The sequence below is a fragment of the Stenotrophomonas sp. STEN038 genome (assembly GCF_056759895.1).
The window spans coordinates 21,757-45,950 of record NZ_JBRRDW010000022.1 but is presented as its reverse complement, the minus strand read 5'-3'; the positions used below and the strand labels follow the sequence as shown (position 1 = coordinate 45,950).

Genomic DNA, 24,194 nt, shown 5'->3' with positions numbered 1-24,194 from the left:
GTTCCTTCATTGTCCGCCGGCAACCGGTAAAGTGCGCTCGTTCCTCTAGTCGGAGTCAGCGCCATGAAAGGCGACGCCAAGGTCATCGAATTTCTCAACAAGGTCCTCTACAACGAGTTGACCGCCATCAACCAGTACTTCCTGCACGCCAAGATGCTGAAGAACTGGGGCCTGAACGAATTGGCCGAACACGAATACAAGGAATCGATCGACGAGATGAAGCACGCCGACGTGCTCTCCGATCGCATTCTGTTCCTCGAAGGCCTGCCCAACTTCCAGGCACTGGGCAAGCTGCGCATCGGCGAGAACCCCACCGAAATCCTCAAGTGCGATCTGGCGCTGGAGAACGAGGCGGCGCTGGTGCTGCGCGATGCAGTCGCCTATGCCGAATCGATCAGCGATTACGTCAGCCGCGAGCTGTTCGTGAAGATCCTCGACTCCGAGGAAGAGCACATCGATTGGCTGGAAACCCAGCTTGATCTGATCGAGCGCATTGGTGAGCCGAACTACCTGCTTACCAAACTGGAAGACTGATCCCGCCGCAGCGGGATCACTCCTGCGCTTGCGCGCGCTGATCGGCCTGATAACCGGCCAGCGCCATGCGCGCGCGCGAGAACTCGGCCACGATCAGCGCCACCATCACGGTGGGCCGCTCCAGCGTGCCACTGCGCGCGCCGTGCTCAAGCCGGCGCGCGGCTTCGGACAGGGCCAGTACGCCGACATTGGCACTTGAAGACTTCAGGCTGTGCGCCAGCTCGCCCAGCCGCTTCAGATCGGGCATCACCGCTGCTTCCTGCAGATGCCGCACCAGTTGCGGGGTCTCGTCCAGGAACACGTCAATGATGGCGTTGATCTCGTCACCGGCGATCTCAAACAGTTCATCCAGCACGCTGCGCTCCAGTATCGAGGCGGTGATGCCATCGGTGTGCGCGGTGGAGGCGGCGGCCAATGCATTGGCGGAAAGGTCGGTGCTGGGCATGCTGGTAACCGGTTCGGCAGTTGCGCTGGATGCGGGCTTGAAGGCCAGCAGGCAGTTCAGGAGTTGTGTGCGGGAAATGGGTTTGGACAGGTACTCGTCCATGCCGGCGTCCAGGCAGCGCTGGCGGTCGCCAGCCATGGCGTTGGCGGTCATGGCGATGATAGGCAGGCGGTTGCTGGCGCCGCTGCTGGCCTCGTGCTCGCGCCAACGTCCGGTGGCGGCAAAGCCGTCCAGTACCGGCATCTGGCAGTCCATCAACACTGCGTCGTAGCGCTTGGCGTGCATCTTTTCGAGGGCGATGGCACCGTTTTCGGCGGCTTCGGTGCTGGCGCCGAGGACCTTCAGCAGCTTCTGCGCGACCATCAGGTTGACCGAATTGTCTTCGACCAAAAGCAGTAGCATGCCGGCCAGGTCAGCGCCTGCGTTGGCGTTGCTGGTGACCGCGGCTGATGCTGTCACCGGCTTGCTTTGCGCGCTTGCCGGGAAACCTGCAGGTGCAATCGTTGCCGTTGTCGAAACAGGCGTTGTCGCAGCCGTAAAGGCATTGCTCGGCAGGAGTGAGGGAGTTGGGCTGGCAGCAAGCTGCAGCGGTTCGGCCAGGGCGTTGCGCAGCTGGGTATCGGGCAGTTGGCGCGGCAGCAGCGTGGCACCGTCGCGCAGTCCTTCGGCGATCGGGGCATCGCCATACAGCCACAGCAGGCGTGGACGGTTGTCGTCCATGCGTTCTATCGCCCGCTGCAGGGCCGGGGTACTGTTGCGCAGGGGCTCCAGGTCGCCGATCACGGCATGGAAGATGCCGGACACGGCGGGCATGCGCAGGCGTTCCAATGCTTCCTGCAGGTTGTTGGCGACAACCGGTTGGTAGCCCCAGTTTGGCAGTATCAACTGCAGCCGCTGGCGCAGACGCTGCTCAGGGGTGACCAGCAGCACCTGGCGCACTTTGCGCAGGTGATCGGGTTGGTGCAGGTCGCCGATGACTTTCAACAGCGGGATTTCGAACCAGAACGTGGAGCCGCGCAGGGGCTCGGAATGCACGCCGATGCTGCCTTGCATCAGGTCGACGATGCGCTTGCAGATGGCCAGCCCCAGCCCGGTGCCGCCGTACAGGCGGGTGGTGGATGCATCGGCCTGGGTGAAGGCGTTGAACAGCCGTTGTTGTTGGCTTGTATCCAGGCCGATGCCGGTGTCACGCACTTCAAAACGCAGGCGGTGCTGGGCAGCGGTTTCGCCCAGGCGCTTTACATGGATGCTGATTTCGCCAAGTTCGGTGAACTTGATCGCGTTGACCAGCAGGTTGCCCAGTACCTGCCGCAGGCGCACCGGGTCGCCGCGTACCGACAGGCGCACGGCAGGGTCGATGTGCAGCGACAGGCGCAGGCCTTTGTGCTCGGCCGCACGCTGCATCAGTCGCAGCATGCCGTCCAGGGTTTCGCGCAGGTTGAAGGTGGTGATTTCCAGCTCCAGCCGGTTCGCTTCCAGCTTGGAGTAATCGAGGATGTCGTCGACGATGCGGAACAGCTGCCGTGAGCTGTCGGTGGCGGTATCGAGCATGTTGCGCTGGTCCAGGCTCAGCGGACCCTGTGCCACCAGCTCCAGCATCGGCAGGATGCCGTTCAAGGGCGTGCGGATCTCATGGCTCATCGTGGCCAGGAATTCGCCCTTGGCCAGAGTGGCGGCTTCGGCGGCCTGCTTGGCTTGCAGCAGTGCTTCCTGCAGCGCGTTGTGGTCCTGTGCGGCAACCTGCAGGCGGGTGTTTTCCAATACCCGCTCTTCGAGCTGCAGTTGCAGTGCATGTGCCTGCCGCCGTTGCCTGCTGGCCGCAACGGCTGCCAGCAGCGCGGTGACCACCGCAACGCCAGCACTTGCAGTGGTGGCGACGGCAGGGAGGGCGGGAATGAAGCTGGCCGCGCCCGCAGCAGCGGCGCAGCCTGCTGCCAGCAGTGCCCAACCGCGCGCAGCACCCGATGCAGTCGCGTTCACAGCACCGCGTTCTGGAAGTCGAAGTTGAGCTCGCTGCCAGCGCGTTGCACCACATTGCCCTGGATGAAGTCGATACCGCCCATCCACATCGCGGCAGCGGCCTGTGGATCTTCGATCTGCTGGCCGATGATCTGCAGGTTGGCGCGGTGGGCAAGGTCGATCGTGCCGCGCAGTTCGTCACGCAGCGTCTGGTTGGTGTGGCTTTCGGCGTAGCGGGCGGCCATGCGTACATAACTCAGCGGCAGCTGGGTCAGCAGGGCATTGGCCTCGGCACCAGGTTCGAACTGGCTCAGGCAGAACTGCACGCCGGCCGGCATCAATTGTGCGCAGAACTGCTGCAGGCTTACCGCATGCACGAGTGCATCAGACAGGCGCACATCGATGACCAGCCCGTTGCCAGCTACCTGGCGTTCCTGCAATGCGCCCAGCAGCCATTCGGCATAAGCGCTGCGCGACAGCGAACGCAGCGACTGCGAGACGAACAGGCGCATCGGTGGCTGCGCGAACTGGTACAGGTGCAGCAGGCCCAGCGCATGTTCGACGACCTGTTGGTCCAGGTCGGCGATGCGCCCGGCCGCTTCGGCGGCGGGAATCACCTGGCCGGCAGACAGCAGGGTGCCATTGCTCTGGCGCAGGCGCAGCAGCAATTGGTACTGCGCGGTGTCTCCGCCAGCGACCGCGACAATGGGCTGGTAGGCCAGTTCGATCTGGCCATCGAGCAGGGCCAGGTGTTCGTTGTTGATGGCGACGTCGTTGCTTTCGTAGGCAGCAACACCGGTGTTGCTCAGGCGCGCCTGCAGGGCGGTACGCTCCACCGCTTCCAGCGCGGCGTCGGCGTCGTTCAGGCCCTGCGACAGGTTGGCGTGGCCGACCACGCAGCGCAGGAACACCGATTCGTCCTCGCGTGGTGCAAAGGGCTGCGCGGATAGGCCGTCACGAACCTGCTGCGCCAATGCCGGCACCGCGGTTTCTTCGATGTCGCGGGTAAGCAGCAGGAAGCTGTTGTCGTTGAGCCTGGCCAGCAGGTGCGGGCGCAGGTTCTCGGCCAGACGTTGCCCGGCCTGCACCATCAAACGCTCATAACTGGCATAGCCATAGCGCTCGCGCAGGCCCAGCGCGCTGGCAATCTCGATGAACATCAGACCGGCCGGTTGCTGTTCGGTGATGGCGGCCTGCAGCTGCTGCATCACGTTGTGGCGGGTCGGCAGGCCGGTCTCGGGGTTGTTCATCAGCGGGCCGGCGTCGGCCTTGCCTGGCGCCTGCATGCGGTTGCGGCGGATGCGGTTGGCGACGGCGGCGACCAGGTGGCGCGGCCGGATCGGTTTGACCAGCACATCGTCGGCGCCGCAGTCGAGGACTTCGAACTGGCGGTCGGGATCTGCTTCGCCGGTCAGGAACACGATGGGCAGAAGTTGTTGGTTTGGCTGCTGGCGGATCATCGCGGTCAGGCGCATGCCATCGAGCCCTGGCATGTGCAGGTCCATCAGGATCAGGTCCGGGCGGTGTTCACTGATGGCCTGCTGCACACCTTCCACATCCATCTGCACGAAGGCCTGCATGCCGGCGCCATGCAGCACGCTTTGTGCGAACAATGCCTGCGAGCGGTTGTCCTCGACGATCAATACGCGGTACGGCGTGTCATCGCCGACGTCGCTGGCCATGGCAGCCGCAGCTGCGTCGGCGCCGGGTTTGAGCTGTGCCTGCACGGCTTCGGTGGGCGGCGCATTGCGCACGCTCCAGCGCTGCCAGTAATCGGCGGGTGGGGTTTCCGCGCGTAGCGGGCGGTTAGCGGCGGTAAGAGTGTCGTTGCTGGCCATCGATGGGGATTATGCGGTCACGGGGCGGGTGGCAGCGAGTGGTTACCTGGTTTGGATGGTGCTGAAGCTGGCGCATCGGTGCTGGCGAAGACGCGCTTGAGTCCACGCCATAGCATGCGCCAGACCAGCCATACCGTCAGCGCACCGATGATGCTGGCGCTGAGCACGAAGATCAGCGCCAGCCACGGGTGTGCCAGTGCCAGCGCCAAGGCACCGATCACTACACTGTCCTCGGCAAACGAAGCCACCCAGTTGCTGGCAGGTTCCGGAGAGGTGTTGAGCAGGGCGCGGGTGCCGGCTTTCAGGCCGTGGCTGGTCAGCGCGATGCCGGCACCGGCAGCCAATACGCCGGTACTCAGTTCGCCATTGGGTGACAGGGTGGCAGCGGCAAGGAACGCGCCGGCCGGGACCCGCGCCAGGGTCTGCAGCAGATCCCAGATCGAATCCACGCCGGGGATCTTGTCGGCAAAGAACTCGGCCACGGCCAAGGCGCCGGAGGTGCCCAGCACCCACCAGGATTCGGTGGCCTGCAATGCCGGCGGCAGGTCCACCCAGCCCATCAGCCCGGCCATGCCGACGCCGAAGACGGTGAGGTAGACGCGGATGCCTGCCAGCCAGGCCAGCAGGATGCCGATGACGAATACGTGGGCTTCTGTCATGGGAAGTGATTCAGCCGGATACTGTGAGCAGGATCGCAACTATCGAGCATGCCTGCGGTGATTGCCAGCCGCCAGCGCATAAGCGCATGTACATAAGTGTCGTTTACACTGGTCCGTCGTTTCAGACCGAGCACGGGTGTCGCCCTTCCGGGAGCACTGGAGCCTGCCATGACCAACCGACCTTCCTCACGTTTCCAGATCACCCCCCGTGGTGGCGCGGCCCCGCGTCCAGGCTGGGTGCCGATCGCTGTCCTGGCGGCGGCATGGCTGCTGTCGCTGCTGCTGGTTGGCTGGTTGGCGGCACGCTACGCCTCGCCTGATGCCGGCGGCATGCGCGAAAAGCTGCGCCAGAGCGAGGCCTTGGTCGGCCAGCAACGCAGCCAGCTGGACGAACTGCGCCAGCGCCAGGCTACGCTGGAGGCCTCCGACAAGATCAGCCGCGCTGCCAACAGCGAAGTGCAGACATCCTTGGGTGAGCGCGACGAAGAGATTGCCGGCCTGCGTGCCGACGTTGCCTTCTATGAACGCCTGGTCGGTTCCACCAGCCAGCGCAAGGGGCTGAACACCCATTCGGTGGAGTTCACCCCGGAAGCGGCCGGTACCTGGCATTACAGCGTGGTGCTGACCCAGAATCTCAATCGTGGTGCGATCAGCCAGGGCCAGATGCGGTTCTCGGTTGAGGGTGTGAAGGACGGAAAGCTGACAACCGTCAGCTGGGATGACCTACACCAGCGCAAAGGCACGCCGGGGCAGGATTATTCCTTCCGCTATTTCCAGCAACTGGACGGTAGCGTGATGCTGCCCCGGGATTTCACACCGCAACGTGTGCGAGTCTCCCTGTCCGGATCCGGGGGGGGCTCCAACCAGACATTCGATTGGAAACTCGCCGGCAACGGCAGAGGGGAATAAACATGTTCAAAAGCAAGTCCAAGCACGACACCGATCTGGCCGTAGACGCCCTGATCGGCTCCCAGGTGGAAATCCGCGGCGATGTGGTATTCAGCGGCAGCCTGTACGTTGAGGGGCGCATCATCGGCAAGGTGATTGCCGAAGAAGGCGCCAAGGCCATGCTGACCCTGGCCGAGCACGGCCGCATCGAGGGTGAAGTGCGCGCCGCCGTGGTGGTGCTCAGCGGCAGCATGGAAGGCGATGTGCACGCCAGTGAGCGCATCGAATTGACCCCCAGCGCCCGCGTCACCGGCAACGTGCATTACACGGTGGTGGAAATGAGCGCCGGTGCCCAGCTCAACGGCCGCCTGCTGCACACCGCGGCGATGGCTGCGCTGCCGGCGCCGGAAGCCAAAGCCACCGAGAAGTCCAAGAAAGCTGAAGCCACTGCAGCTTGAAACAGGGGCTTGCCGCCCCCATCCTGAGCGCCATGAGCACCTTAGTTTCCCTGCCCGGCGTGCAGCCGGCGCCTGATTACCAGTCCTTGGACCGTCCGCTGAACTTCACGCCGGCGGCTGCCTCCAAGGTGCGTGAGCTGATCCAGGACGAGGGCAACGCAGCGCTCGCCTTGCGTGTCTATATCCAGGGCGGCGGCTGTTCCGGCTTCCAGTACGGTTTCGAGTTCGATGAAAACCGTGCCGAGGACGATCTGGCGGTGGTCACCGAAGGCGTGACCCTGCTGGTCGATCCGCTGAGCCTGCAGTACCTGATGGGTGCCGAGGTGGATTACAGCGAAAGCCTGACCGGTGCCCAGTTCGTGATCCGCAACCCCAACGCCCGCACCACCTGCGGCTGCGGTAGCAGCTTCTCGGTCTAAGCCGTTCTGGCCGTACTGCGGCTGGTTGCGCTTGCTGTGCTTTGTCGTCAGGCTCTGACGGATGCTGAATTCTGAATCCCGTTTTGTCGGGCACGCCTTTGTCGGCGCGCCCTTGGACCGTGCCGATGCGCTGCGTGCTGATGCCGATGCATTGGCCGCTTTATGGCCGACCGCGCAGGTATTGGTGCTGGACGTTGATGGCACTGCGTTTGCCGACGATGACCGGCAGCCGGCCTTGTTCAGCGGCACCGATCTGGGCGGTGGTCCGGGCACGGCGATCTTCCTTGGCTTGCGTGAAGGCCGCGCCTGGTTTGTCGCCGAGGCGGCGACGCTGGCGGTCAAGGCACCGCAGCGCATGGACCTGCGCCAGGCCGCAGTGACCTGGCCGGCCGAGGTGGCCGACGTGTTCTGTTATGCACGCGGGATGTCGTACTGGCATTCGCGCAATCGATTCTGTGGCGTTTGTGGCTCGCCGGTGCGATTTGGTCGCTTCGGTTTCATTGGCCATTGCGACCAATGCCGTACCGAGCACTACCCACGCGTGGACCCGGCGGTGATCGTCGCGGTCGAAAACAATGGCCGCTTGTTGCTGGGCCGGCAGAGCAGCTGGGTCGCGCGCCGCTATTCGGTGCTGGCCGGGTTTGTCGAGCCCGGTGAAACCTTCGAACAGACCGTGGCGCGTGAAGTATTCGAGGAAGCGCGGGTGCGGGTGATCCACGCGCAGTACCAGGGCACCCAGCCGTGGCCGTTCCCGGGCGCCTTGATGGTGGGGTTCCGTGCCAGCGCGCACGATGACGTGCCGACCGTGGATGGCGAGCTGGAAGACGCGCGCTGGTTCAGTGTCGAGGAGGTCGGCGCGGCGCTGCAGCGTGAGAAAAATGACGACGGGCAGGGCATCCTGCTGCCGCCGCGGCTGTCGATCGCGCGCACCCTGATCGAGCAGTGGTACCAGAGTCAGTGCCGTGGGGGCTGATGGCCGCGCAGCTTGCCAGCCGTTGCAATGCTGGCAGGGCCTACAATCAGGGGCCGGAGGGATCGCATGTTCACAACCTTGGTAGCGGTAATCGCAGCGCTGGTGCTTGGCCATCTGGCCCCGTCGCTGCTGGCGACGTTGCGGGATTGGCGCTGGTACGGGCGTTGCCTGGGCTGGCTGCGTGCCCAGCTGGGTGAATCTGCCGCGCGCTACAGTGTGTTGCTGTTGATCGCGCCCTGCGTGGTGTTGGTTGGTTTGCTGCAATGGGCTCTGGCCGAGCGCCTGTTCGGTCTGCCGGGGCTGTTGTTTGGTATTGCGGTGTTGGCGCTGTGCTGGGGCCCGCGCGATCTGGATCGCGATGTCGAGGCGGTGATCGATGCCGAGGACGAGGCCGCGGCAGCGCTGGCGGCATCCCGGCTGCAGGCTGCGGGCGGCAGCATGCGCGAGGACGCGCCGGGTCTGGTCGAGGCGACCGCGATCAATGCACTGCGGCGCTGGTTTGCACCGCTGTTCTGGTTCCTGTTGCTGGGGCCGTTGGGTGCGGTGTTGTACCGGTTGTTGGCGCAGTCCTCGCAAGGCCTGCAGTCACAGCTGCTGTCCACTGAAGAGCGGCGTTCCGGTGATTTGTTGCTGGCGGTGCTGGAATGGCCGGTGGCGCAGCTGATGACGCTGTCGATGGCCTTGGTGGGCAATTTCGACACGGTGTTTTCGGCTTGGCGTCGCGCCGCTGGCAACCGCTGGGCGCTGCAGCTTGGTTTTCTGGCCGAGGCGGCACGCGCCAGTGTTGGCGCCGAGCTGGTCGAGGAGGCTGAAGAAGCGCGACTGGCCGGGCAGGTGCCTGCAGACGAACGTTACCCTGAACTGCGCGATGCGATGAGTCTGGTCTGGCGCATGTTGCTGCTGTGGATGACGTTGCTGGCGTTGCTGGTGATTGCCGGCTGGGTAGGCTGAAGCAGGCGATTGGGGAACACCCCTGGCCTGGGCAAGCGCAGCACACCATCGGTTGGTCGGAGGTATCTCCGGCTGTCCGCCAAGTGCTCCGGGTGCGCTGTACTCAATTGGGCTGCACCACCGTGCTTTGTCGTTGCGCGTAGCGATACCCGGTGGCCGCTCGGGCTTTCAGGTTGGCGCGAGCAGGGTAAAGGGGAACCATGGCAGGTTGCGCGCGAGCCAATACGAAGGCAGCAGGAACAGCCAGAGCTTGGGCTCCATGACTACTCGCATCAGCGGATGCAACCAACGCGGCTGCCAGCCGGCTGACCACAGGGTCATCAGCGGAATCAACGCCAGCGTGATGAGGCCGAGCGGATTCATAGAGAAGGCCCGGGCCAAATCGCCGTGGGCCAATGCATGCAGTGCGCGGGTCAAGCCACAGCCGATGCAATAGTGACCGGTGAAGGCGTAGAACATGCAGGGCGGGAACGGGTTGCCTGCAGCATTCGGATCGAACTTCCACAACAACCACGCACCCGCCGGGACGGCGACAGCCATCCCGGCCAGTGCAAGCTTGTGGCTGGTTTTAAGCGTCAGCGCCAAGGTATTACTGGTACTGCTGCAGCATTTCCATGTAACCGGCACTGCCGACCATGGCGAAGTAGCCGATGTTGATCAGCAGGCCGAGGATGGCCATGCCGGTAGCAACCCAGCACCAGGTCTTGGCGTTGTTGGAAGCGCGACGGGCGCCTTCCAGGTCACCCTGGTTCAACAGCGTGTTGACCTTGCTGGAGAACACGATCGCAACGATGCCTACCAGGCCCAGTGGGCAGCACAGGCAGGTAGCCAGAACAGTGGCGATGATTGACCACGCCAGGTGGTTGGGAATGCTGGTGTTGGTGTTGACGGCGTTCATCCATTTCTCCGATAGGACAACAGGGGGGTTACTTGGACTTGCAGGCATTCGCCGCAGTCAGCGGCGAGATGATCATTGTGGCGATCCAGCACAGGGGCCACGTGATGAAGCCGATGAAGACAAAGCACAGCAGGAAGTTGACGAAGGCAATTGCCCAGTAGCCGAACATGATGATCAGCCCGGTGGCGACATTGCCCGCATACAGGTGGCCAATGCCGAAAACCTGGAAAAACCCCGGCAGCACTTCCAGCAACGCTGCTATTCCGCCGGATTTCTGCGGGTGATAGTAGTGGTGCACCTGCTGCGGCGCGGTTGGCGGCGCAGGTGGTACGGCTGGCAGTGATGGCGTGGCGTTGTCCATATATCCCCTTGCTCCTTGGCTGTGCTGCGGTCCCCGGCAGGCACATAGGGGGCTAGCCTAGCCACTTGTCCTATTTCTGGAAAGTGGTTTCCCCTACTCAGGCCTCATCACCACGCAACTTGCGGACCAGGATCTCGAGCTGCGGGGCATCGGTATGGGCTCCATCCACCGGCGGCCCGGCGACCACCTCGATATGCGCACGGAAGCGGCGCGGCACCCGCATCTGCCCGAGCCGGGAATCGCGGCGGCTCCACATGCTGGACCACATGCCCTTCAGCGCCATCGGCACCACCGGCACCGCGCGCCGGGCCAGGATCTTCTCCACCCCGGACTTGAAGGCGGCAATCTCGCCGTCCTTGGTCAAGGCACCCTCGGGGAAGATGCAGACCAGTTCGCCTTCGGCCAGCGCCGCATCCACCTCGTCGAAGGCGCGCTGCATCAACGCAGCGTCTTCCTTGGGGCTGGCGATCGGGATGGCCTTGGCGGTCTTGAAGATCCAGCGCATCACCGGCACGTTGAAGATCCGGTAATACATGACGAAGCGTGCAGGGCGCGGGATCACCGCTGACAGGATCAGCGCATCCATGTAACTGACGTGGTTGCAGACGATCAGCGCGGCACCTTCGTCCGGCACATTGTCTTCAACGCCCTTGACCCGCAGCCGGTACAGGGTGCGCACCATCACCCAGCTGAGGAAGCGCATCAGGAACTCGGGCACGATGCTGAAGATGTAGACCGCGACAACGATATTTGCGATGGCCAGCGCCAGGAACAGCTGCGGGATGCTCCACTTGAGCACGCTCTGGGTGATCAGGCCCAGCACCGCTGCGAGCACGATGAAGCCGGAATTCTGGATGTTGAGCGCAGCGAACACGCGCGACATCTCCGATTTCGGTGTGCGGCTCTGGATCAGCGCGAACAGCGGCACCACGAAGAAGCCGGTGAACAGGCCGATACCGAGCAGGTCGATGATGATGCGCCAGCTGCCGGCTTGCTGGACGAAGCCGGCAACATCCAGGCCTGCCACTGTCACCGCGCCGGTGCGCGCGAAATACAGATCCAGCAGGAACGCGCTCATGCCGAAGGCGCCCAGCGGCACCAGGCCGATCTCGACGATGCGCCCGGACAGCTTTTCGCACAGCAGCGAGCCGACGCCGGTGCCCAGCGAGAACAGCGCCAGCGCGAAGATGTACAGCACCTCGTCGCCGCCCAGGTTCACCACCGCATAGGTCGGCAACTGCGAGGTCAGCACGGTGCCGAAGAACCAGAACCAGGACACACCGAGGATGGCGTTGCGTACCGCCTTCTGCTTTTTGGCCAGGCGTAGCACCACCAGCGATTCGCTGATCGGGTTCCAGTTGATCTTCAGTTCGGGTGCGCCGGCATCCACGCGCGGAATCATGCGCGCGGTGATGTTGCCGATCAGGGCAAGTGCGATGATGGCCACGGCAGCAACGATGGGGCCATGGGCACCGGCCAGCGCGAAGATCATGCCGCCAGCAATCATGCCGGTGAGGATGGAAATGGAAGTGCCCATTTCTACCAGACCATTGCCGCCGGTCAGTTCCTCAGGCTTGAGGATGGACGGCAACACCGAGTATTTGACCGGGCCGAACAAGGTCGATTGCAGGCCGGTGCAGAACAGCGCCACCAGCAGCACCGGCATGTTCTGGGTAAGGAAGCCGACTGCGGCCAGCGACATCACCACGATCTCCATGGTGGTGGTGATGACGATGAGCTTCTGCTTTTCCAGCTTCTCGGCGATCTGCCCGGCGAGTGCCGAGAACAGGAAGTAGGGCAGGATGAACAGCGCCGGTGCCAGGTTGGTGTACAGCGTGCGTTCTTCGCTGCTGACGCCCAGGTAGAACAGCAGGCCGATGATCGCCTGGCGATAGATGTTGTCGTTGAACGCACCCAGCGCCTGGACGATGAAGAACGGGAGGAAACGGCGCTGCTTGAGCAGGGCGAACTGGTTGTGGCCGGACATCGTGACTCCTCGGTGCTGCGCGGCACATTAGCAGAACGGCATGGTGGTATTGGTCAAGCCGGGCGTTGCATTGCAGATGTATCTCAAGCGTCGCTGGCGGGTAACAGGCCCAGCAGCGCACGGGCCGCTGGGGTCGGATCGGCACGCCATACCGCGCAGGTGCGGAAACGGAACAGCTCTGCCAGTGGCCGTACGACCGTGCGCTGCATGCGTGCGGCCATGCTGTCCGGCACCACCGCCACCGCCAGGCCGGCGGCGACCAACTGCTGCTGCAGCTCGCTGTGGGTGACCTCGTATTGCAGCTGCGCCTGGATGCCGCGTTCGCGCAGGGCGTCGTCGAGCATGCGTCGCACCCCGGCGCCGGGTACCAGGGCAGCCAGGGGCAGGCCTTGCAGCGCCTGCAGCGGGATTGCCGCGAGACTGGCCAAGGGATGATCGATGGGCATCACCAGTGACAGGCCTTCCTCGTGCAACAGGCGGTGCTGCGGCGGCAGGCTGATCTGTGGGCCAACCCCGACCAGCGCCACGTCCAGGCTGCCTTGCTCCAGCTCGGCCAGCAGCACATCGCTCATCCCGGCCTTCAGGTGTACCTCGACGGCAGGGTGGGCGGCCCGGAACGCCGACAGCAGTGCCGGCACATCAACCACATTGAGCGAGGTGATCTGGCCGATGTTGATGCGGCCACGCACTGTGCCAAGGGTCAGCGCCATTTCCTCCTGCAGGCGTGCGGCCGCCTGCAGGGTCAGCCGGGCGTTGTGCAGGAACACCTCGCCGGCAGCGGTGGGCCGTACCCGCCGGTGGCTGCGCTCGAACAGGCGGGTGGCGAAGGCATCCTCCAGCCGCGCGATCTGGTGGCTCAGCGCCGACTGCACGGTGTGGCAGCGGGCCGCTGCAGCGGTGAAGCCGCCTTCCTCGGCCACGGCGACGGCGAATTCGAGCTGGCGCAGGGTAAACATGCCATCACTGAAACAGATGGATGGGATGAAAACAATACATTGGCGTCATTGATGGCGGCGGCCCAGACTTGCCCCTGTTCCCGCCGTGGCCTCCCCCATGAATACCCCCGCGTCCCCATCCCACCACCGTCCGCTAAGCCAAGCCCAGGTCCTGCTGCTGGCCGCGGCCACTGGCCTGATCGTGGCAGGCAACTATTACGCACAGCCATTGCTGCAGATTCTGGCCGAGGCCTTCCGGATCGGCGCCGATGAGGCGGGCTGGGTGGTGACGGTGGCGCAGCTGGCCTATGCCGCCGGCCTGCTGCTGATCGTGCCGCTGGGCGACCGGGTGGAGCGCCGCCGCCTGATCGTCGCCCTGTTCGTACTGGCAGCGGTAGGTCTGGCGATCAGCGCCACCGCCACCCACTTCGTGCAGTTGCTGGCGGGCACGGCGCTGTCCGGCCTCAGTGCGGTGGCGGCGCAGGTGATCGTGGCGCATGCGGCAGGGCTGGCCGAGCCCGAACATCGCGGGCGGGTGGTCGGCACCATCATGGCCGGCCTGCTGCTGGGCATCCTGTTGGCGCGCACCGCCTCCGGCGTACTGGCCGGGCTGGGTTCCTGGCATACGATCTACTGGGTGGCCTGCGTTGCCTTGGTAGTACTGGCGGTGGTGCTGGCGCGGCTGCTGCCGGCGCATCAGCCCAGTGCAACGCTCTCTTATCCGCGTCTGATCGGTTCGGTGCTGGCCTTGCTGCGCGATGAGCCGCTGCTGCGTCAGCGTTCCGTGCTGGGCGGCTTATTGTTTGCCGGTTTCAGCGTGTTCTGGACGCCGCTGGCCTTCCTGTTGTCGGGCCCGGCTTATGGTTACTCGATTGCCACCATCGGTTTGTTTGGTTTGATTGGTGCGGCCGGCGCATTGGCTGCCAGCAGCGCCGGCAGGCTGACCGATCGCGGTCATGGCCGCGCGGTGGCGCTTGGCGGCCTGCTGATGATGTTGCTGTCGTGGTTGTTGCTGGCGTTCGCGCCGGTGTCGCTGGCGGCGCTGATCGTGGGCGTGCTGTTGCTGGATATCGCCGTGCAGGCAGTGCACATCAACAACCAGAGCGTGATCTACCAGCTGGATGAAAGCGCCCGCAGCCGCATCACCTCGGCTTACATGACCTGCTACTTCATCGGCGGTGCCAGTGGTTCGGTGCTGAGTACGATGGCGTGGACGCGCCATGGCTGGAACGGCGTCTGCGCGCTGGGCGGCATGTTCGCGGTGATTGGCCTGTTGGTGTATTTCATGCCAGCCCGCAAGCAAGCCGCAAAGAATGTGGGAGCGGCATAAGCCGCGAAGCCGATAACGCGACCGTCGCCGAAGGGTGTGCATGCCAGGCTTTTGTAGGAGCGGCGTAAGCCGCGAAGCTGGCAACCATTCCGTTGACGGATCGTCTGCGCACTGGGCTGTAGATTGGTGGTTGAGGACTGACGCCAAAGCCAAAGCCAAAGCCAAAGCCAAAGCCAAAGCCAAAGCCAAAGCCTCCCCCCATCCGCCCTCCGGGCACCTTCCCCCGCAGGCGGGAGAAGGGACAGCGAATAGCAGCAGCCAAAGCCACAGCCACAGCCACAGCCACAGCCACAGCCACAGCCAAAGCTAAAGCTAAAGCAACAGCAACAGCCACAGCCACAGCCACTACGCCGGCAACATCGCCTCTTCCGCTGCCGCCCTCAGCTTCGGCAACAGCCGCAACATCAAGGCCAGCTGGGTACGCACCAGCCGCGACTTTTCATCGATCTCGTCCGGCATCTGTTCCAGCGCATCGGCCAGTGCTATCTCGTCTTCCTGCGCTTCCGCCGGCTGGCGCCTGCTCAAGGCTTCAGACAATGCAGCCAGGGACTGCTGCAGCTGCCGATGCCCACCGGCAACCAGGGCATCCTCGTTGACTGCATCCGCTTGCGCGCGATGTGCGCCCAGCGCCGACAGATAACCGAGCAAGGTGTTGGAGAGCCCAAGAAAACGAAAACCCGCATCCAGATTGCCGCGTGCATAGCCCGGCTCGCGCAGCATGTTGGCCAGGGCCACCGACAGTGCGACGTCGGCGTTGTGCATGTCGCGGCGCGCGATGCGGTAGGGCAGATCGTCGCGCATGCCGCTGCGGTATTGGCCCAGCACTTCATCCAGATAGGCGGTGCTGGTCGCGACCACCTGCGCCATCACCTTGTGCAGGCGCCGCCCTTCCCAGTCGGGCAGGATCAGCAGCGAGGCGATGGCGGCGATGATGCAGCCGATCAAGGTGTCGAGGAACCGCGGCCAGATCAGCACGAAGCCGTTGCCGATCAGGTTGAAGCACAGCAGTGCCATCACCGTGATTGCCGCTGTCGCCAACAGGTAACGGTCGGTACGGGTAAAGAAGAACAGCAGTGCTGCCGCCAGCGCCAACAGCAGTTGCAGGCCGGTGCCGGGGAACAACTGCATCAAGGCCCAGGTCACGCCCAGACCGAGCAGGGTGCCGGCGATGCGTTGCACCAACCGCAAGCGGGTTGCGCCGAAGTTTGGCCGGCAGACGAAGACGATGGTCAGCAGGATCCAGTAGCCATTGTCCGGGTGCACCAGTTTCAGCAACGCGTAACCGGCGATCAGCGCCAAGGCGATGCGCACGCCATGGCGGAACAGCAGCGAGCCCGGGGTCAGTGCCTGGCGCAGGCGCGTGCCCATTTCGCGCAGGGTGTGTGGCGAGGAATCACGCAGGCGCGTATCGATGCCTTCCAGTGGGGTATCGGCCAATGCCGCCTCGGACAGCTGCCGCTCGATGTTGGTCAGGTTGGCGGCCAGCAGCTGCAGCGAGCCAAGCAGGCGCGTCCACTGCGGATTGCGCTGCTCGCGCAGGTATTGCAACGAGGACTGCAGGTCCTGGCCGGCGACGCGGGCGCGCTCGCCATAGTCGAAGGGCTGGCGCAGGCGGATGGCCTCCCCCAGCGACTGGCAGGCCCTGCCCTGCAGCGACAACAGGCGCCGGCAGCGGTACAGCACGTCGCTGTGGAAGAAAGCGTCGGCCAGCGCTTCATACGGGTAGTGCGAGGAGCTGGCGCGCTCGTGGAAGTCCTGCGCCATGTAATACAGGCGGAAGTACAGGCCCGACTGCACGCCGGGGCGACCGGAGCGGCCAAAGCGGCTGAGGATGGCGGTCTTGGCGATGTTCAGCGCCTGCACCACGCGCACGTTCTGCTCGGCCAAGGCCAGCCGGCGCGCTTCCAGATCGCCTTGCCTTACCGGTTCGAACAGGTCGGCCTTGAGCTGCAGGTACTGGCCGAGTTCATGGAACAGCCGCGCCAGACGTTCGCGTACCGGGCGGTTGGCGAACATCGCCGTCCACAGGATCGACAGCAGCCCGTACCAGCTGGCGCCAACCAACAGCGGGATCACCTCGCGCAGTGCCTGTTGCTGGCTGGCGTTGTGGTGCTGGTCCATCGCGATCATCGCGTAGATCGCCAGCGTCACCGTGGCCTGGCCGATGGAGGCGTAGCGCTCGCCCAGCGCGCCGAGCAGGGTCAGACCGAAGGCAGTCAGCGCCAATGCACTGATGAAGGGAACGGGGTAGGCGAACAGTGCGATGACCGCCGCCGCCGCAGCGGCAAAGCACAGCAGCGACAACAACACGGATTTTGTGCGGCCCCACCAGTTGTCATCGGTCTCGGCGATGGCGCTGGCGATGATGCCCAGGAACAGGCCGGGGATGGCTTCGATATGGCCGTCATACCAGCCATAGGCGATGGCGGCAGTGAGCGCGATGAACACGCGCAAGCCGTAGCTGGCTTTTTCGTGGGCCCAGAGTTGGCCCAGGTGGCGGTCGAGACGGCGCATGCCGGGAGCGGGTACTCGCTGTGATCAGGCTGTCAGCTTGCGGTGCCGCCGCGATGCAGGCAAGCGCGATCCGTCTGCAAGTACGCGGGAATCAAGCTGCAGCGTTGGCCGCCCGCATGAAATCGAGGAACACGCGCAGCTTGGGTGCCAACTGTTCGCGCGAGGGGTAATAAAGATGGAAGCCGGCATAGGGCGGTTGCCAGTCATCCAGCAGTCCTTGCACGCGACCAGCGTCGATGTCGGTGCGGGCGATGGCTTCGAATATCTGCAGCAGGCCAAGCCCGTCGCGCGCTGCCTGCAAGGCCAGGGTGCTGTCGTTGAGCAGCAGTGGCCCGCTGACGTCGAGGGTGAAGTCGCGGCCCTCACGGCTGAACTCCCAGGGCATCACCCGGCCATTGCTGTTGCGGTGACGGATGCAGGCATGGCCGATCAGCGCTTCAGGCGTCTGCGGCGTGCCATGCCGTTGCAGATAGTCCGGCGCGGCGACCACCGTCCAACGCATTGGCGGCCCCAACGGCACCGCGATCATGCCGTCGGCCAGCGCTTCGCCCAGGCGGATGCCGGCATCGAAGCCCTCGCCGACCACATCGACCAGCGCTGCCTGCATCGACAGTTCCACTTCCACCTGCGGATAGGCGGCGTGGAAGGCGGGCAGGTGTGGCAGCAACAGGTACTCGATGGCGAAACGTGGCGCGGTGATGCGCAGCTGGCCGGTGGCGACATCGCGGTTGGCCTCCACCGCATGCAGGGCCTCGCCGATCCGGGCCAGCGCCGGGGCGGTGTCCAGCAACAGGCGCTGGCCGGCCTCGGTCAGGCCAACCCTACGCGTGGTCCGCTGCAGCAGACGGGTGCCGAGCCGGCGCTCCAGGTTGCGGATGGTCTGCGACAAGGCCGACGGCGATACCGCCAGTTCGACAGCTGCCTGGCGGAAGCTGGCATGCCTTGCGACACAGGCGAAGGCCGCCAGGGCTGGCAACAGGCTTGGGTCTACTGTGAAGTCAGGCTTCATGGTCAATACGGAGTATCCGCCTTTATCGACATAGTGGCGAGGGCCTACAGTTGCCTTCGTCCTTTCCCCGTTGGAGTTGCCGATGAAAACTCGAGTTCTGGGCCGCAATGGTCCCGTCGTTTCCGCGCTTGGCCTGGGCTGCATGGGCATGAGCGCGTTCTATGGCGGCCGTGGTGATGACGCCGCCTCGATTGCGGTGATCCATCGCGCGCTGGAGCGTGGCGTGACGCTGTTGGATACCGCTGACATGTACGGCCCGCATACCAACGAGGTGCTGGTTGGCAAGGCGATTGCCGACCGTCGCGCGCAGGTGTTCCTGGCTACCAAGTTCGGTGTGCGGCTGGATGCCAATGATCCGCAGGCGCGCGGTGTCGATGGCCGCCCGGAATATGTGCAGTCGGCCTGCGAGGCCAGCCTGCAGCGTCTGGGTGTGGATCATATTGATCTGTACTACCAGCACCGTGTTGATCCGCAGGTGCCGATCGAGGACACCGTGGGTGCGATGTCGCGTTTGGTGGAGCAGGGCAAGGTGCGTTACCTGGGCCTGTCCGAAGCGGCACCGGAGACGATCCGCCGCGCGCATGCGGTGCATCCGATCACCGCGCTGCAGACCGAGTATTCCTTGTGGTCGCGCGAGCCGGAGCAGAACGATGTATTGGCTACCGTGCGTGAACTGGGCATTGGCTTCGTGCCGTACTCGCCGTTGGGTCGTGGTTTCCTGACCGGTGCGATCCGCAGCCCGGCCGATTTCGAGGAAGGTGACTACCGGCGCAATTCGCCGCGCTTCCAGGGCGAGAACTTCGATCGCAACCTGGCCTTGGTGGAGCAGGTCAATGCGATTGCCGCCGACAAGGGTGTGACGCCGGGGCAATTGGCGCTGGCCTGGGTGTTGGCGCAGGGCGATGACCTGGTGCCGATTCCCGGGACCAAGCGTTTGCCGTATCTGGAAGAGAACCTGGGTGCGCTGGATGTGGTGCTGGGTGCCGAGGACCTGGCACGGATTGACGCGGTGTTCCCGGTGGATGCGGCGGCGGGGCTGCGTTACCCGGCGGCGAGCATCGGCAGCGTGCATCGGTAGAGCCGAGCCCTGCTCGGCTGAGGCTTTCCCGATAAGGTCCCTGCCGAGCATGGCTCGGCACTACGTTTCGGCTCCCTCCCTTGCACGCAGTGCAGGGGAGGGCTGGGGAGGGGTAGCTTCTGCGGCATTGCCGGTGAAGCCCCTGCCGAGCATGGCTCGGCACTACCGTTTGCGTCTCGCTTACTGCTGCTCGCGTGCGATCGCGCGCCAGCCGATGTCGTTGCGGTGGAACTCGTTCGCCCAGTGGATCTTGGCTACACCTGCATACGCATGCTTTTGCGCATCACCAACGCTGTCTCCCAGCGCGGCAACACACAACACACGGCCGCCGGCGCTGACCACATTGCCGTCAGCATCCAGTGTGGTACCCGCATGGAATACCTTGGCACTGGCCGGTACATCACTCAAACCGCTGATCACATCACCGGTGATCGGGTTCTCCGGATAGGGCTTGGCAGCCAGCACAACACCCAATGACGGACGCGGGTCCCACTGCGCTTCCACACCTGCCAGCGCGCCATCAATGGCCGCTTCGACCAGATCCACCAGGTCTGACCGCAGGCGCAGCATCACCGGCTGGGTTTCAGGGTCGCCGAAGCGCACGTTGAATTCGATCACCTTCGGCGCGCCAGCGGCATCGATCATCAAGCCGGCATACAGGAAGCCGGTGAACGGCACACCATCGGCGATCATGCCGGCCACGGTCGGTTCTACTACTTCGCGCATCACACGGGCATGCACTTCCGGCGTTACCACCGGTGCCGGCGAGTAAGCGCCCATGCCGCCGGTGTTCGGGCCGGTATCGCCATCACCAACGCGCTTGTGGTCCTGGCTGGTGGCCATCGGCAATGCGATGCGGCCATCGACCATCGAGATGAAGCTGGCTTCTTCGCCTTCGAGGAATTCCTCGATCACCACGCGTGCGCCGGCATCGCCAAACGCATTGCCGCTGAGCATGTCATGCACGGCGGCCTCGGCTTCTTCCATCGTCATCGCCACGATCACGCCCTTGCCGGCGGCAAGCCCGTCGGCCTTGATCACGATGGGCGCGCCCTTCTCATGCAGGTAGGCCAGCGCGGCATCCACTTCCGTATGCACGGCGTAGTACGCGGTAGGAATGCCGTGACGGGCCAGGAAATCCTTGGCGAAGGCCTTGCTGCCTTCCAGCTGCGCGGCCGCGGCGGTCGGGCCGAAGATGCGCAGGCCTGCCTCACGGAAGCGGTCGACCACGCCCAGCACCAGCGGTACTTCCGGGCCAACCACGGTCAGGCCCACGGCCTCGTCCTGTGCCAGCTTCAGCAGGCCTTCGATGTCGTTGACCTTGATCGCGACATTGCGGCACTTGCCTTCGGTGGCGCTGCCAGCATTGCCGGGGGCGACGATCACTTCGCTTACGCGCGGTGATTGCGCCAGCTTCCAGGCAAGTGCGTGTTCGCGGCCGCCAGAGCCGATGACGAGGATTTTCATGGGGTCAGTTCCTGTGGGGCATCAATGGGGAAGGCAATGGGAGGCTTTCAGCGTGACTTCGAAGAACGTCGCGCCACTGGCATCCACGAAGCGCCGGCGCACGCCGCCGCCAGCGGCATAGACCGGCTGCAGTGCCGGTTCCCTGCACAGCTCGGTGATGGCTTCGTCCTCGTCACGGCGCAATGCGTCGAACACGTCGGGCTTGGCCTTGGCCATGGCCACGCTGGCGCCAGGAAAGCTCACCACGAACACGATATCGTCGCCATGGCGATGCGCCGAGGCAGTGATCAATCCATCGCGGTAAGGCGCCGGCAGTTGCTTGTCGAACGTGGCGAGTGCGGCGTGCTGGGCATCGCTCAGCGTGCTGTTGCCACAGCCGGCGAGCAGGACGGCACACAGGCCGGCGGTGACTGCGAGAAGGGCGTTACGCATCAGGTGCAAGCCTCCAACTGCATGGTGGAAGGGATCAGGTAGCGCGATTGGGCACTGTCGTAGGCGATGCTGTGGCTCTTGTTCACCGTGCCGGCACAGCCCCGACCTTTCTCCTGCACGCGCAGCGGCCAGTTGGCGAGCTGTGGCTGGCTGTTGTCGGGTACCGCGTCGAAATTCAGGTCCAGGCGCCCGTGCGAGCAGTTGCCGGAGGCATTGCAGTCAATGGCATTGCGATCATCCAGATGGCTGCGCAGCCAGCCTGCGCTGGATAGCTTGTCGTTGCCGTCGAACAGGTACCAGGCGCGATTGCGCATTGCCGCGCCAACCACCACCAGTTCATCGTCGACCTGGAAGCCCCAGACGTTTGCGCCCATCTGCAGCGTGGTGACGCTGCCCGGCTTGCCGCCGGTGCCGCTGCCCTGGCCGGGCAGTTCGGCGGCGATGCGGACGCCGTCATCGGCGGCACGCTGCAGGACGATGAAATCGGTGCTGCCCAGTTCAATCGGGCTGGCGTCGTCGTAGCTGGTGCAGATCGCCAGCATGCGGTAGTTGCCGTTCTGCACGTTGATGCTCTGGTCGGCGCAGATTTCGCGATGCACTGGACGTGCCTGACCCAGATCGGCATCACTCAGTTGCTGCGTCCATTGCCCCTGCAACTGCACGGCGCTGCCATAGCGTTCCTGCAGTAACGCCATTACCCCAGCCTCGTAGCTGAGCTTGGGTTTCGCTGCAGCAGCGTCGTTCTGTGCGGGCGTACCCTGCTGGCACGAAGCCAGCAGGGCGGCGGCGAGCAGGGAAATCAAACGCGGGAAAACCCTGGTCGCCATGTGCCAGCTCTCGGTAACGGAATCAGTGACGGAAGTGGCGCACGCCGGTGAACACCATGGCGATGCCATGTTCGTCGGCAGCGGCGATTACTTCGTTGTCACGCATCGAACCGCCCGGTTGGATCACCGCGGTGATGCCGGCCTCGGCTGCTGCATCCAGGCCATCACGGAACGGGAAGAACGCATCCGATGCCATCACCGAACCCGGCACGACCAGGCCTGCATCCGCCGCCTTGATGCCGGCGATGCGGGCCGAGTAGACGCGGCTCATCTGGCCAGCGCCCACGCCGATCGTGCGTTCGTCCTTGGCGTAGACAATCGCGTTGGACTTGACGTACTTGGCCACGCGCCAGGCGAACAGCAGATCGCGCGTTTCGGCTGCGGTCGGCGCGCGCTGGGTGACGGTCTTCAATTCGTCAGCGCTCATGCCGCGGTTGTCGGCGCTCTGGATCAGCAGGCCCGAACCAATACGCTTGGTGTCATAGTTGTTGCGCGCATCACCGGCCGGAATGCGCAGCACGCGCACGTTGGCTTTCTTGGTGGCGTAATCCAGTGCGGCCGGCTCGTAGTCCGGTGCAATCAGCACTTCGACAAACTGGCGGTCGAGGATGGCTTTGGCGGTGGCCAGGTCCAGCGTGCGGTTGAAGGCGAGGATGCCGCCGAACGCACTGGTCGGGTCGGTGTTGTAGGCCATCTCGTAGGCGGCGCCGACATCGGCTGCCACGGCTACACCGCACGGATTGGCGTGCTTGACGATGACGCAGGCCGGCACCTCGAACTGACGCACGCATTCCCATGCGGCATCGGCATCGGCCAGGTTGTTGTAGCTCAGTTCCTTGCCCTGCAGCTGCACGAAGGTGGCCAGGGTGCCCGGCACCGGATACAGGTCGCGGTAGAACACGCCGCTCTGGTGCGGGTTCTCGCCGTAACGCAGGTCCATGACCTTGATGAAAGAGGAATTCATCTGTGCCGGATATTCATTGCGCACCGGCACCGAGGCGCTGGTGTCAGTCACGGCCGACAGATAGTTGCTGATCGCAGCGTCGTACTGGGCAACGCGGTTGAACGCGGACACCGACAGTTCGAAGCGCTTGGCGGCGGACAGCTTGCCGTCGTTGTTGGCCAGTTCGGCCAACAATGCGTCGTACTGGTCCGGGCTGGTCGCCACGGCGACGCGGGCGAAGTTCTTGGCAGCGCTGCGCAGCATTGCCGGGCCGCCGATGTCGATGTTCTCCACCGCGTCGGCGAGCGTGCAGTCGGCCTTGGCGGTGACCGATTCGAACGGGTACAGATTCAGCACCAGCAGGTCGATCGCGGCGATGCCATGCTCTGCCATCACCGCGTCATCGGTGCCGGCACGGCCGAGCAGGCCGCCGTGCACCATCGGGTGCAGGGTCTTGACCCGGCCGTCCATCATTTCCGGGAAGCCGGTGACATCGGACACGTCCTTGACCGGCAGGCCGGCCTCGCGGATCGCCTTGGCGGTGCCGCCGGTGGACAGCAGCTCGACGTTGCGGGCAGCCAGGGCACGGGCCAGATCGATCAGGCCGGTCTTGTCGGAAACGGACAGCAGAGCCCGGCGTACGGGCAGCAGATCAGAAGACATGGGGAGGCAGGGGGAAGCGGAAGCGGGCCCATATTGTAGCCGCGCGGTCACACAGAAGCAGGGTGTAGTGCCGAGCCATGCTCGGCAGAGGCCTTTCAAGCAATGCACATGTAGTGCCAAGCCATGCTCGGCAGGGGCTTTCCCAGCAATGCAATGTAGTGCCGAGCCATGCTCGGCAAGGGGCCTTCCCAGCAATGTACGACGGCGGGGACTACCGGTAACGCTTCTGCCGAGCATGGCTCGGCACTACAGACAGCCCGAGGCTTACGCCAGCCCGTATTCCTTCAACTTCTTGCGCAGGGTCGCGCGGTGAATGCCCAGCAATGCCGCCGCGCGGCTCTGGTTGCCTTCGCAGTGGTTCAGCACTTCCACGAACAACGGGATTTCCATCTCGCGCAACACGATCTCGTACACATCGTCGGCGTCGCAGCCGTCCAGATCGCGCAGGTAGCGCCGCACGGACTGGGCAACGTGTTCGCGAAGCGGCGGCTTCGGAGCGCCACGACTGGTGTCAGGACGGGTGGGGGCAGCGTTCAAGGAGAGTTCCCGGGTTCAGCAAGGTCGGGCGCGTTGGCCCGGCATGGGGGAGGGAGTCTAGCGCGTGGGCCGTCGGCCTGCCACGCATT

Annotated in this window: 23 protein-coding genes; 8 read left to right on the top strand and 15 right to left on the bottom strand. The window is 64.5% G+C overall.

Annotated features, from left to right (window positions below):
• The first annotated feature begins 63 nt into the window (after positions 1-63).
• The gene (gene bfr / locus ACVOLS_RS10915; protein ID WP_481510232.1) at positions 64-534 is read left to right on the top strand and encodes a bacterioferritin; all 471 of its coding nucleotides are present in this window, start codon (positions 64-66) and stop codon (positions 532-534) included.
• A gap of 16 nt (positions 535-550) precedes the next feature.
• Here the strand turns inward: bfr and ACVOLS_RS10910 are convergent, their stop codons facing one another.
• Genes ACVOLS_RS10910 through ACVOLS_RS10900 form a run of 3 tightly spaced genes read right to left on the bottom strand, consistent with a single transcriptional unit; the run spans position 551 to position 5,435 of the window.
• Complete coding sequence (locus ACVOLS_RS10910; RefSeq protein WP_481545630.1) at positions 551-2,959, bottom strand: ATP-binding protein; 2,409 nt, start codon at positions 2,957-2,959, stop codon at positions 551-553.
• Complete coding sequence (locus tag ACVOLS_RS10905; protein WP_481545629.1) at positions 2,956-4,776, bottom strand: EAL domain-containing protein; 1,821 nt, start codon at positions 4,774-4,776, stop codon at positions 2,956-2,958. Before ACVOLS_RS10905 ends, ACVOLS_RS10910 begins: the two co-directional genes overlap by 4 nt.
• A 17-nt stretch (positions 4,777-4,793) precedes the next feature.
• Positions 4,794-5,435, bottom strand: a complete 642-nt coding sequence (locus ACVOLS_RS10900; RefSeq protein ID WP_481545628.1) for a DUF4126 domain-containing protein — start codon at positions 5,433-5,435, stop codon at positions 4,794-4,796.
• 168 nt (positions 5,436-5,603) lie between these two features.
• Here ACVOLS_RS10900 and ACVOLS_RS10895 point away from each other — a divergent pair, with 168 nt between their 5' ends.
• The 5 genes from ACVOLS_RS10895 (at position 5,604) to ampE (ending at position 9,124) form a co-directional block, all read left to right on the top strand.
• Entirely contained in the window at positions 5,604-6,344 is a 741-nt protein-coding gene (locus ACVOLS_RS10895) for a DUF6776 family protein (RefSeq protein WP_282270655.1), read from the top strand.
• A 2-nt stretch (positions 6,345-6,346) separates the two neighbouring features.
• Positions 6,347-6,781 carry a bactofilin family protein gene (locus tag ACVOLS_RS10890; RefSeq protein ID WP_481545627.1) on the top strand — a complete coding sequence of 145 codons (435 nt, stop codon included), beginning with the start codon at positions 6,347-6,349 and terminating at the stop codon, positions 6,779-6,781.
• Positions 6,782-6,813: 32 nt separating this feature from the next.
• The gene (erpA, locus tag ACVOLS_RS10885) at positions 6,814-7,200 is read left to right on the top strand and encodes an iron-sulfur cluster insertion protein ErpA (RefSeq protein ID WP_282270651.1); all 387 of its coding nucleotides are present in this window, start codon (positions 6,814-6,816) and stop codon (positions 7,198-7,200) included.
• Positions 7,201-7,261: 61 nt separating this feature from the next.
• Positions 7,262-8,173 carry an NAD(+) diphosphatase gene (gene nudC / locus ACVOLS_RS10880; protein WP_481545626.1) on the top strand — a complete coding sequence of 304 codons (912 nt, stop codon included), beginning with the start codon at positions 7,262-7,264 and terminating at the stop codon, positions 8,171-8,173.
• Positions 8,174-8,239: 66 nt separating this feature from the next.
• Positions 8,240-9,124, top strand: coding sequence for a regulatory signaling modulator protein AmpE (gene ampE / locus ACVOLS_RS10875; RefSeq protein ID WP_481545625.1), 885 nt, complete (start codon positions 8,240-8,242; stop codon positions 9,122-9,124).
• 168 nt (positions 9,125-9,292) lie between these two features.
• On the opposite strand, the gene ACVOLS_RS10870 is transcribed toward ampE, so the two are convergent.
• From ACVOLS_RS10870 to ACVOLS_RS10850, 5 genes are all read right to left on the bottom strand, one after another.
• Positions 9,293-9,703, bottom strand: coding sequence for a DUF2752 domain-containing protein (locus tag ACVOLS_RS10870; protein WP_481545651.1), 411 nt, complete (start codon positions 9,701-9,703; stop codon positions 9,293-9,295).
• Between the two features lie 10 nt (positions 9,704-9,713).
• On the bottom strand, positions 9,714-10,022 hold the full coding sequence (locus ACVOLS_RS10865; RefSeq protein WP_481512352.1) for a CD225/dispanin family protein: 309 nt from the start codon (positions 10,020-10,022) through the stop codon (positions 9,714-9,716).
• Between the two features lie 28 nt (positions 10,023-10,050).
• Positions 10,051-10,383, bottom strand: a complete 333-nt coding sequence (locus ACVOLS_RS10860) for a hypothetical protein (protein ID WP_481529679.1) — start codon at positions 10,381-10,383, stop codon at positions 10,051-10,053.
• 97 nt (positions 10,384-10,480) lie between these two features.
• Entirely contained in the window at positions 10,481-12,370 is a 1,890-nt protein-coding gene (locus ACVOLS_RS10855) for an MFS transporter (RefSeq protein ID WP_481545624.1), read from the bottom strand.
• An 83-nt stretch (positions 12,371-12,453) separates the two neighbouring features.
• Positions 12,454-13,326 carry a LysR family transcriptional regulator gene (locus tag ACVOLS_RS10850; protein WP_481545623.1) on the bottom strand — a complete coding sequence of 291 codons (873 nt, stop codon included), beginning with the start codon at positions 13,324-13,326 and terminating at the stop codon, positions 12,454-12,456.
• Positions 13,327-13,423: 97 nt separating this feature from the next.
• Here ACVOLS_RS10850 and ACVOLS_RS10845 point away from each other — a divergent pair, with 97 nt between their 5' ends.
• A complete protein-coding gene (locus tag ACVOLS_RS10845; RefSeq protein WP_481545622.1) occupies positions 13,424-14,635 on the top strand; it encodes an MFS transporter in 1,212 nt (403 codons plus the stop codon).
• Positions 14,636-14,980: 345 nt separating this feature from the next.
• Here the strand turns inward: ACVOLS_RS10845 and yccS are convergent, their stop codons facing one another.
• Positions 14,981-17,149 carry a YccS family putative transporter gene (gene yccS, locus ACVOLS_RS10840; RefSeq protein WP_481545621.1) on the bottom strand — a complete coding sequence of 723 codons (2,169 nt, stop codon included), beginning with the start codon at positions 17,147-17,149 and terminating at the stop codon, positions 14,981-14,983.
• A gap of 91 nt (positions 17,150-17,240) precedes the next feature.
• Positions 17,241-18,158: a LysR family transcriptional regulator gene (locus tag ACVOLS_RS10835; protein WP_481545620.1), complete on the bottom strand. Its 918-nt coding sequence runs from the start codon at positions 18,156-18,158 to the stop codon at positions 17,241-17,243.
• 82 nt (positions 18,159-18,240) lie between these two features.
• Here ACVOLS_RS10835 and ACVOLS_RS10830 point away from each other — a divergent pair, with 82 nt between their 5' ends.
• Positions 18,241-19,236, top strand: coding sequence for an aldo/keto reductase (locus ACVOLS_RS10830; protein ID WP_481545619.1), 996 nt, complete (start codon positions 18,241-18,243; stop codon positions 19,234-19,236).
• 180 nt (positions 19,237-19,416) lie between these two features.
• Here ACVOLS_RS10830 and purD read toward each other — a convergent pair whose 3' ends face one another.
• The 5 genes from purD to fis form a co-directional block, all read right to left on the bottom strand.
• On the bottom strand, positions 19,417-20,703 hold the full coding sequence (gene purD, locus ACVOLS_RS10825; RefSeq protein ID WP_481545618.1) for a phosphoribosylamine--glycine ligase: 1,287 nt from the start codon (positions 20,701-20,703) through the stop codon (positions 19,417-19,419).
• Positions 20,704-20,724: 21 nt separating this feature from the next.
• Positions 20,725-21,135: a hypothetical protein gene (locus ACVOLS_RS10820; protein ID WP_481545617.1), complete on the bottom strand. Its 411-nt coding sequence runs from the start codon at positions 21,133-21,135 to the stop codon at positions 20,725-20,727.
• Positions 21,135-21,962 (bottom strand): hypothetical protein, encoded by an 828-nt coding sequence (locus ACVOLS_RS10815; protein ID WP_481545616.1) that lies wholly within the window; start codon positions 21,960-21,962, stop codon positions 21,135-21,137. Before ACVOLS_RS10815 ends, ACVOLS_RS10820 begins: the two co-directional genes overlap by 1 nt.
• A 22-nt stretch (positions 21,963-21,984) precedes the next feature.
• Positions 21,985-23,568 carry a bifunctional phosphoribosylaminoimidazolecarboxamide formyltransferase/IMP cyclohydrolase gene (gene purH / locus ACVOLS_RS10810; RefSeq protein WP_481545615.1) on the bottom strand — a complete coding sequence of 528 codons (1,584 nt, stop codon included), beginning with the start codon at positions 23,566-23,568 and terminating at the stop codon, positions 21,985-21,987.
• Positions 23,569-23,832: 264 nt separating this feature from the next.
• Positions 23,833-24,105 (bottom strand): DNA-binding transcriptional regulator Fis, encoded by a 273-nt coding sequence (fis, locus tag ACVOLS_RS10805; RefSeq protein ID WP_057626401.1) that lies wholly within the window; start codon positions 24,103-24,105, stop codon positions 23,833-23,835.
• Between the last annotated feature and the right edge of the window lie 89 nt (positions 24,106-24,194).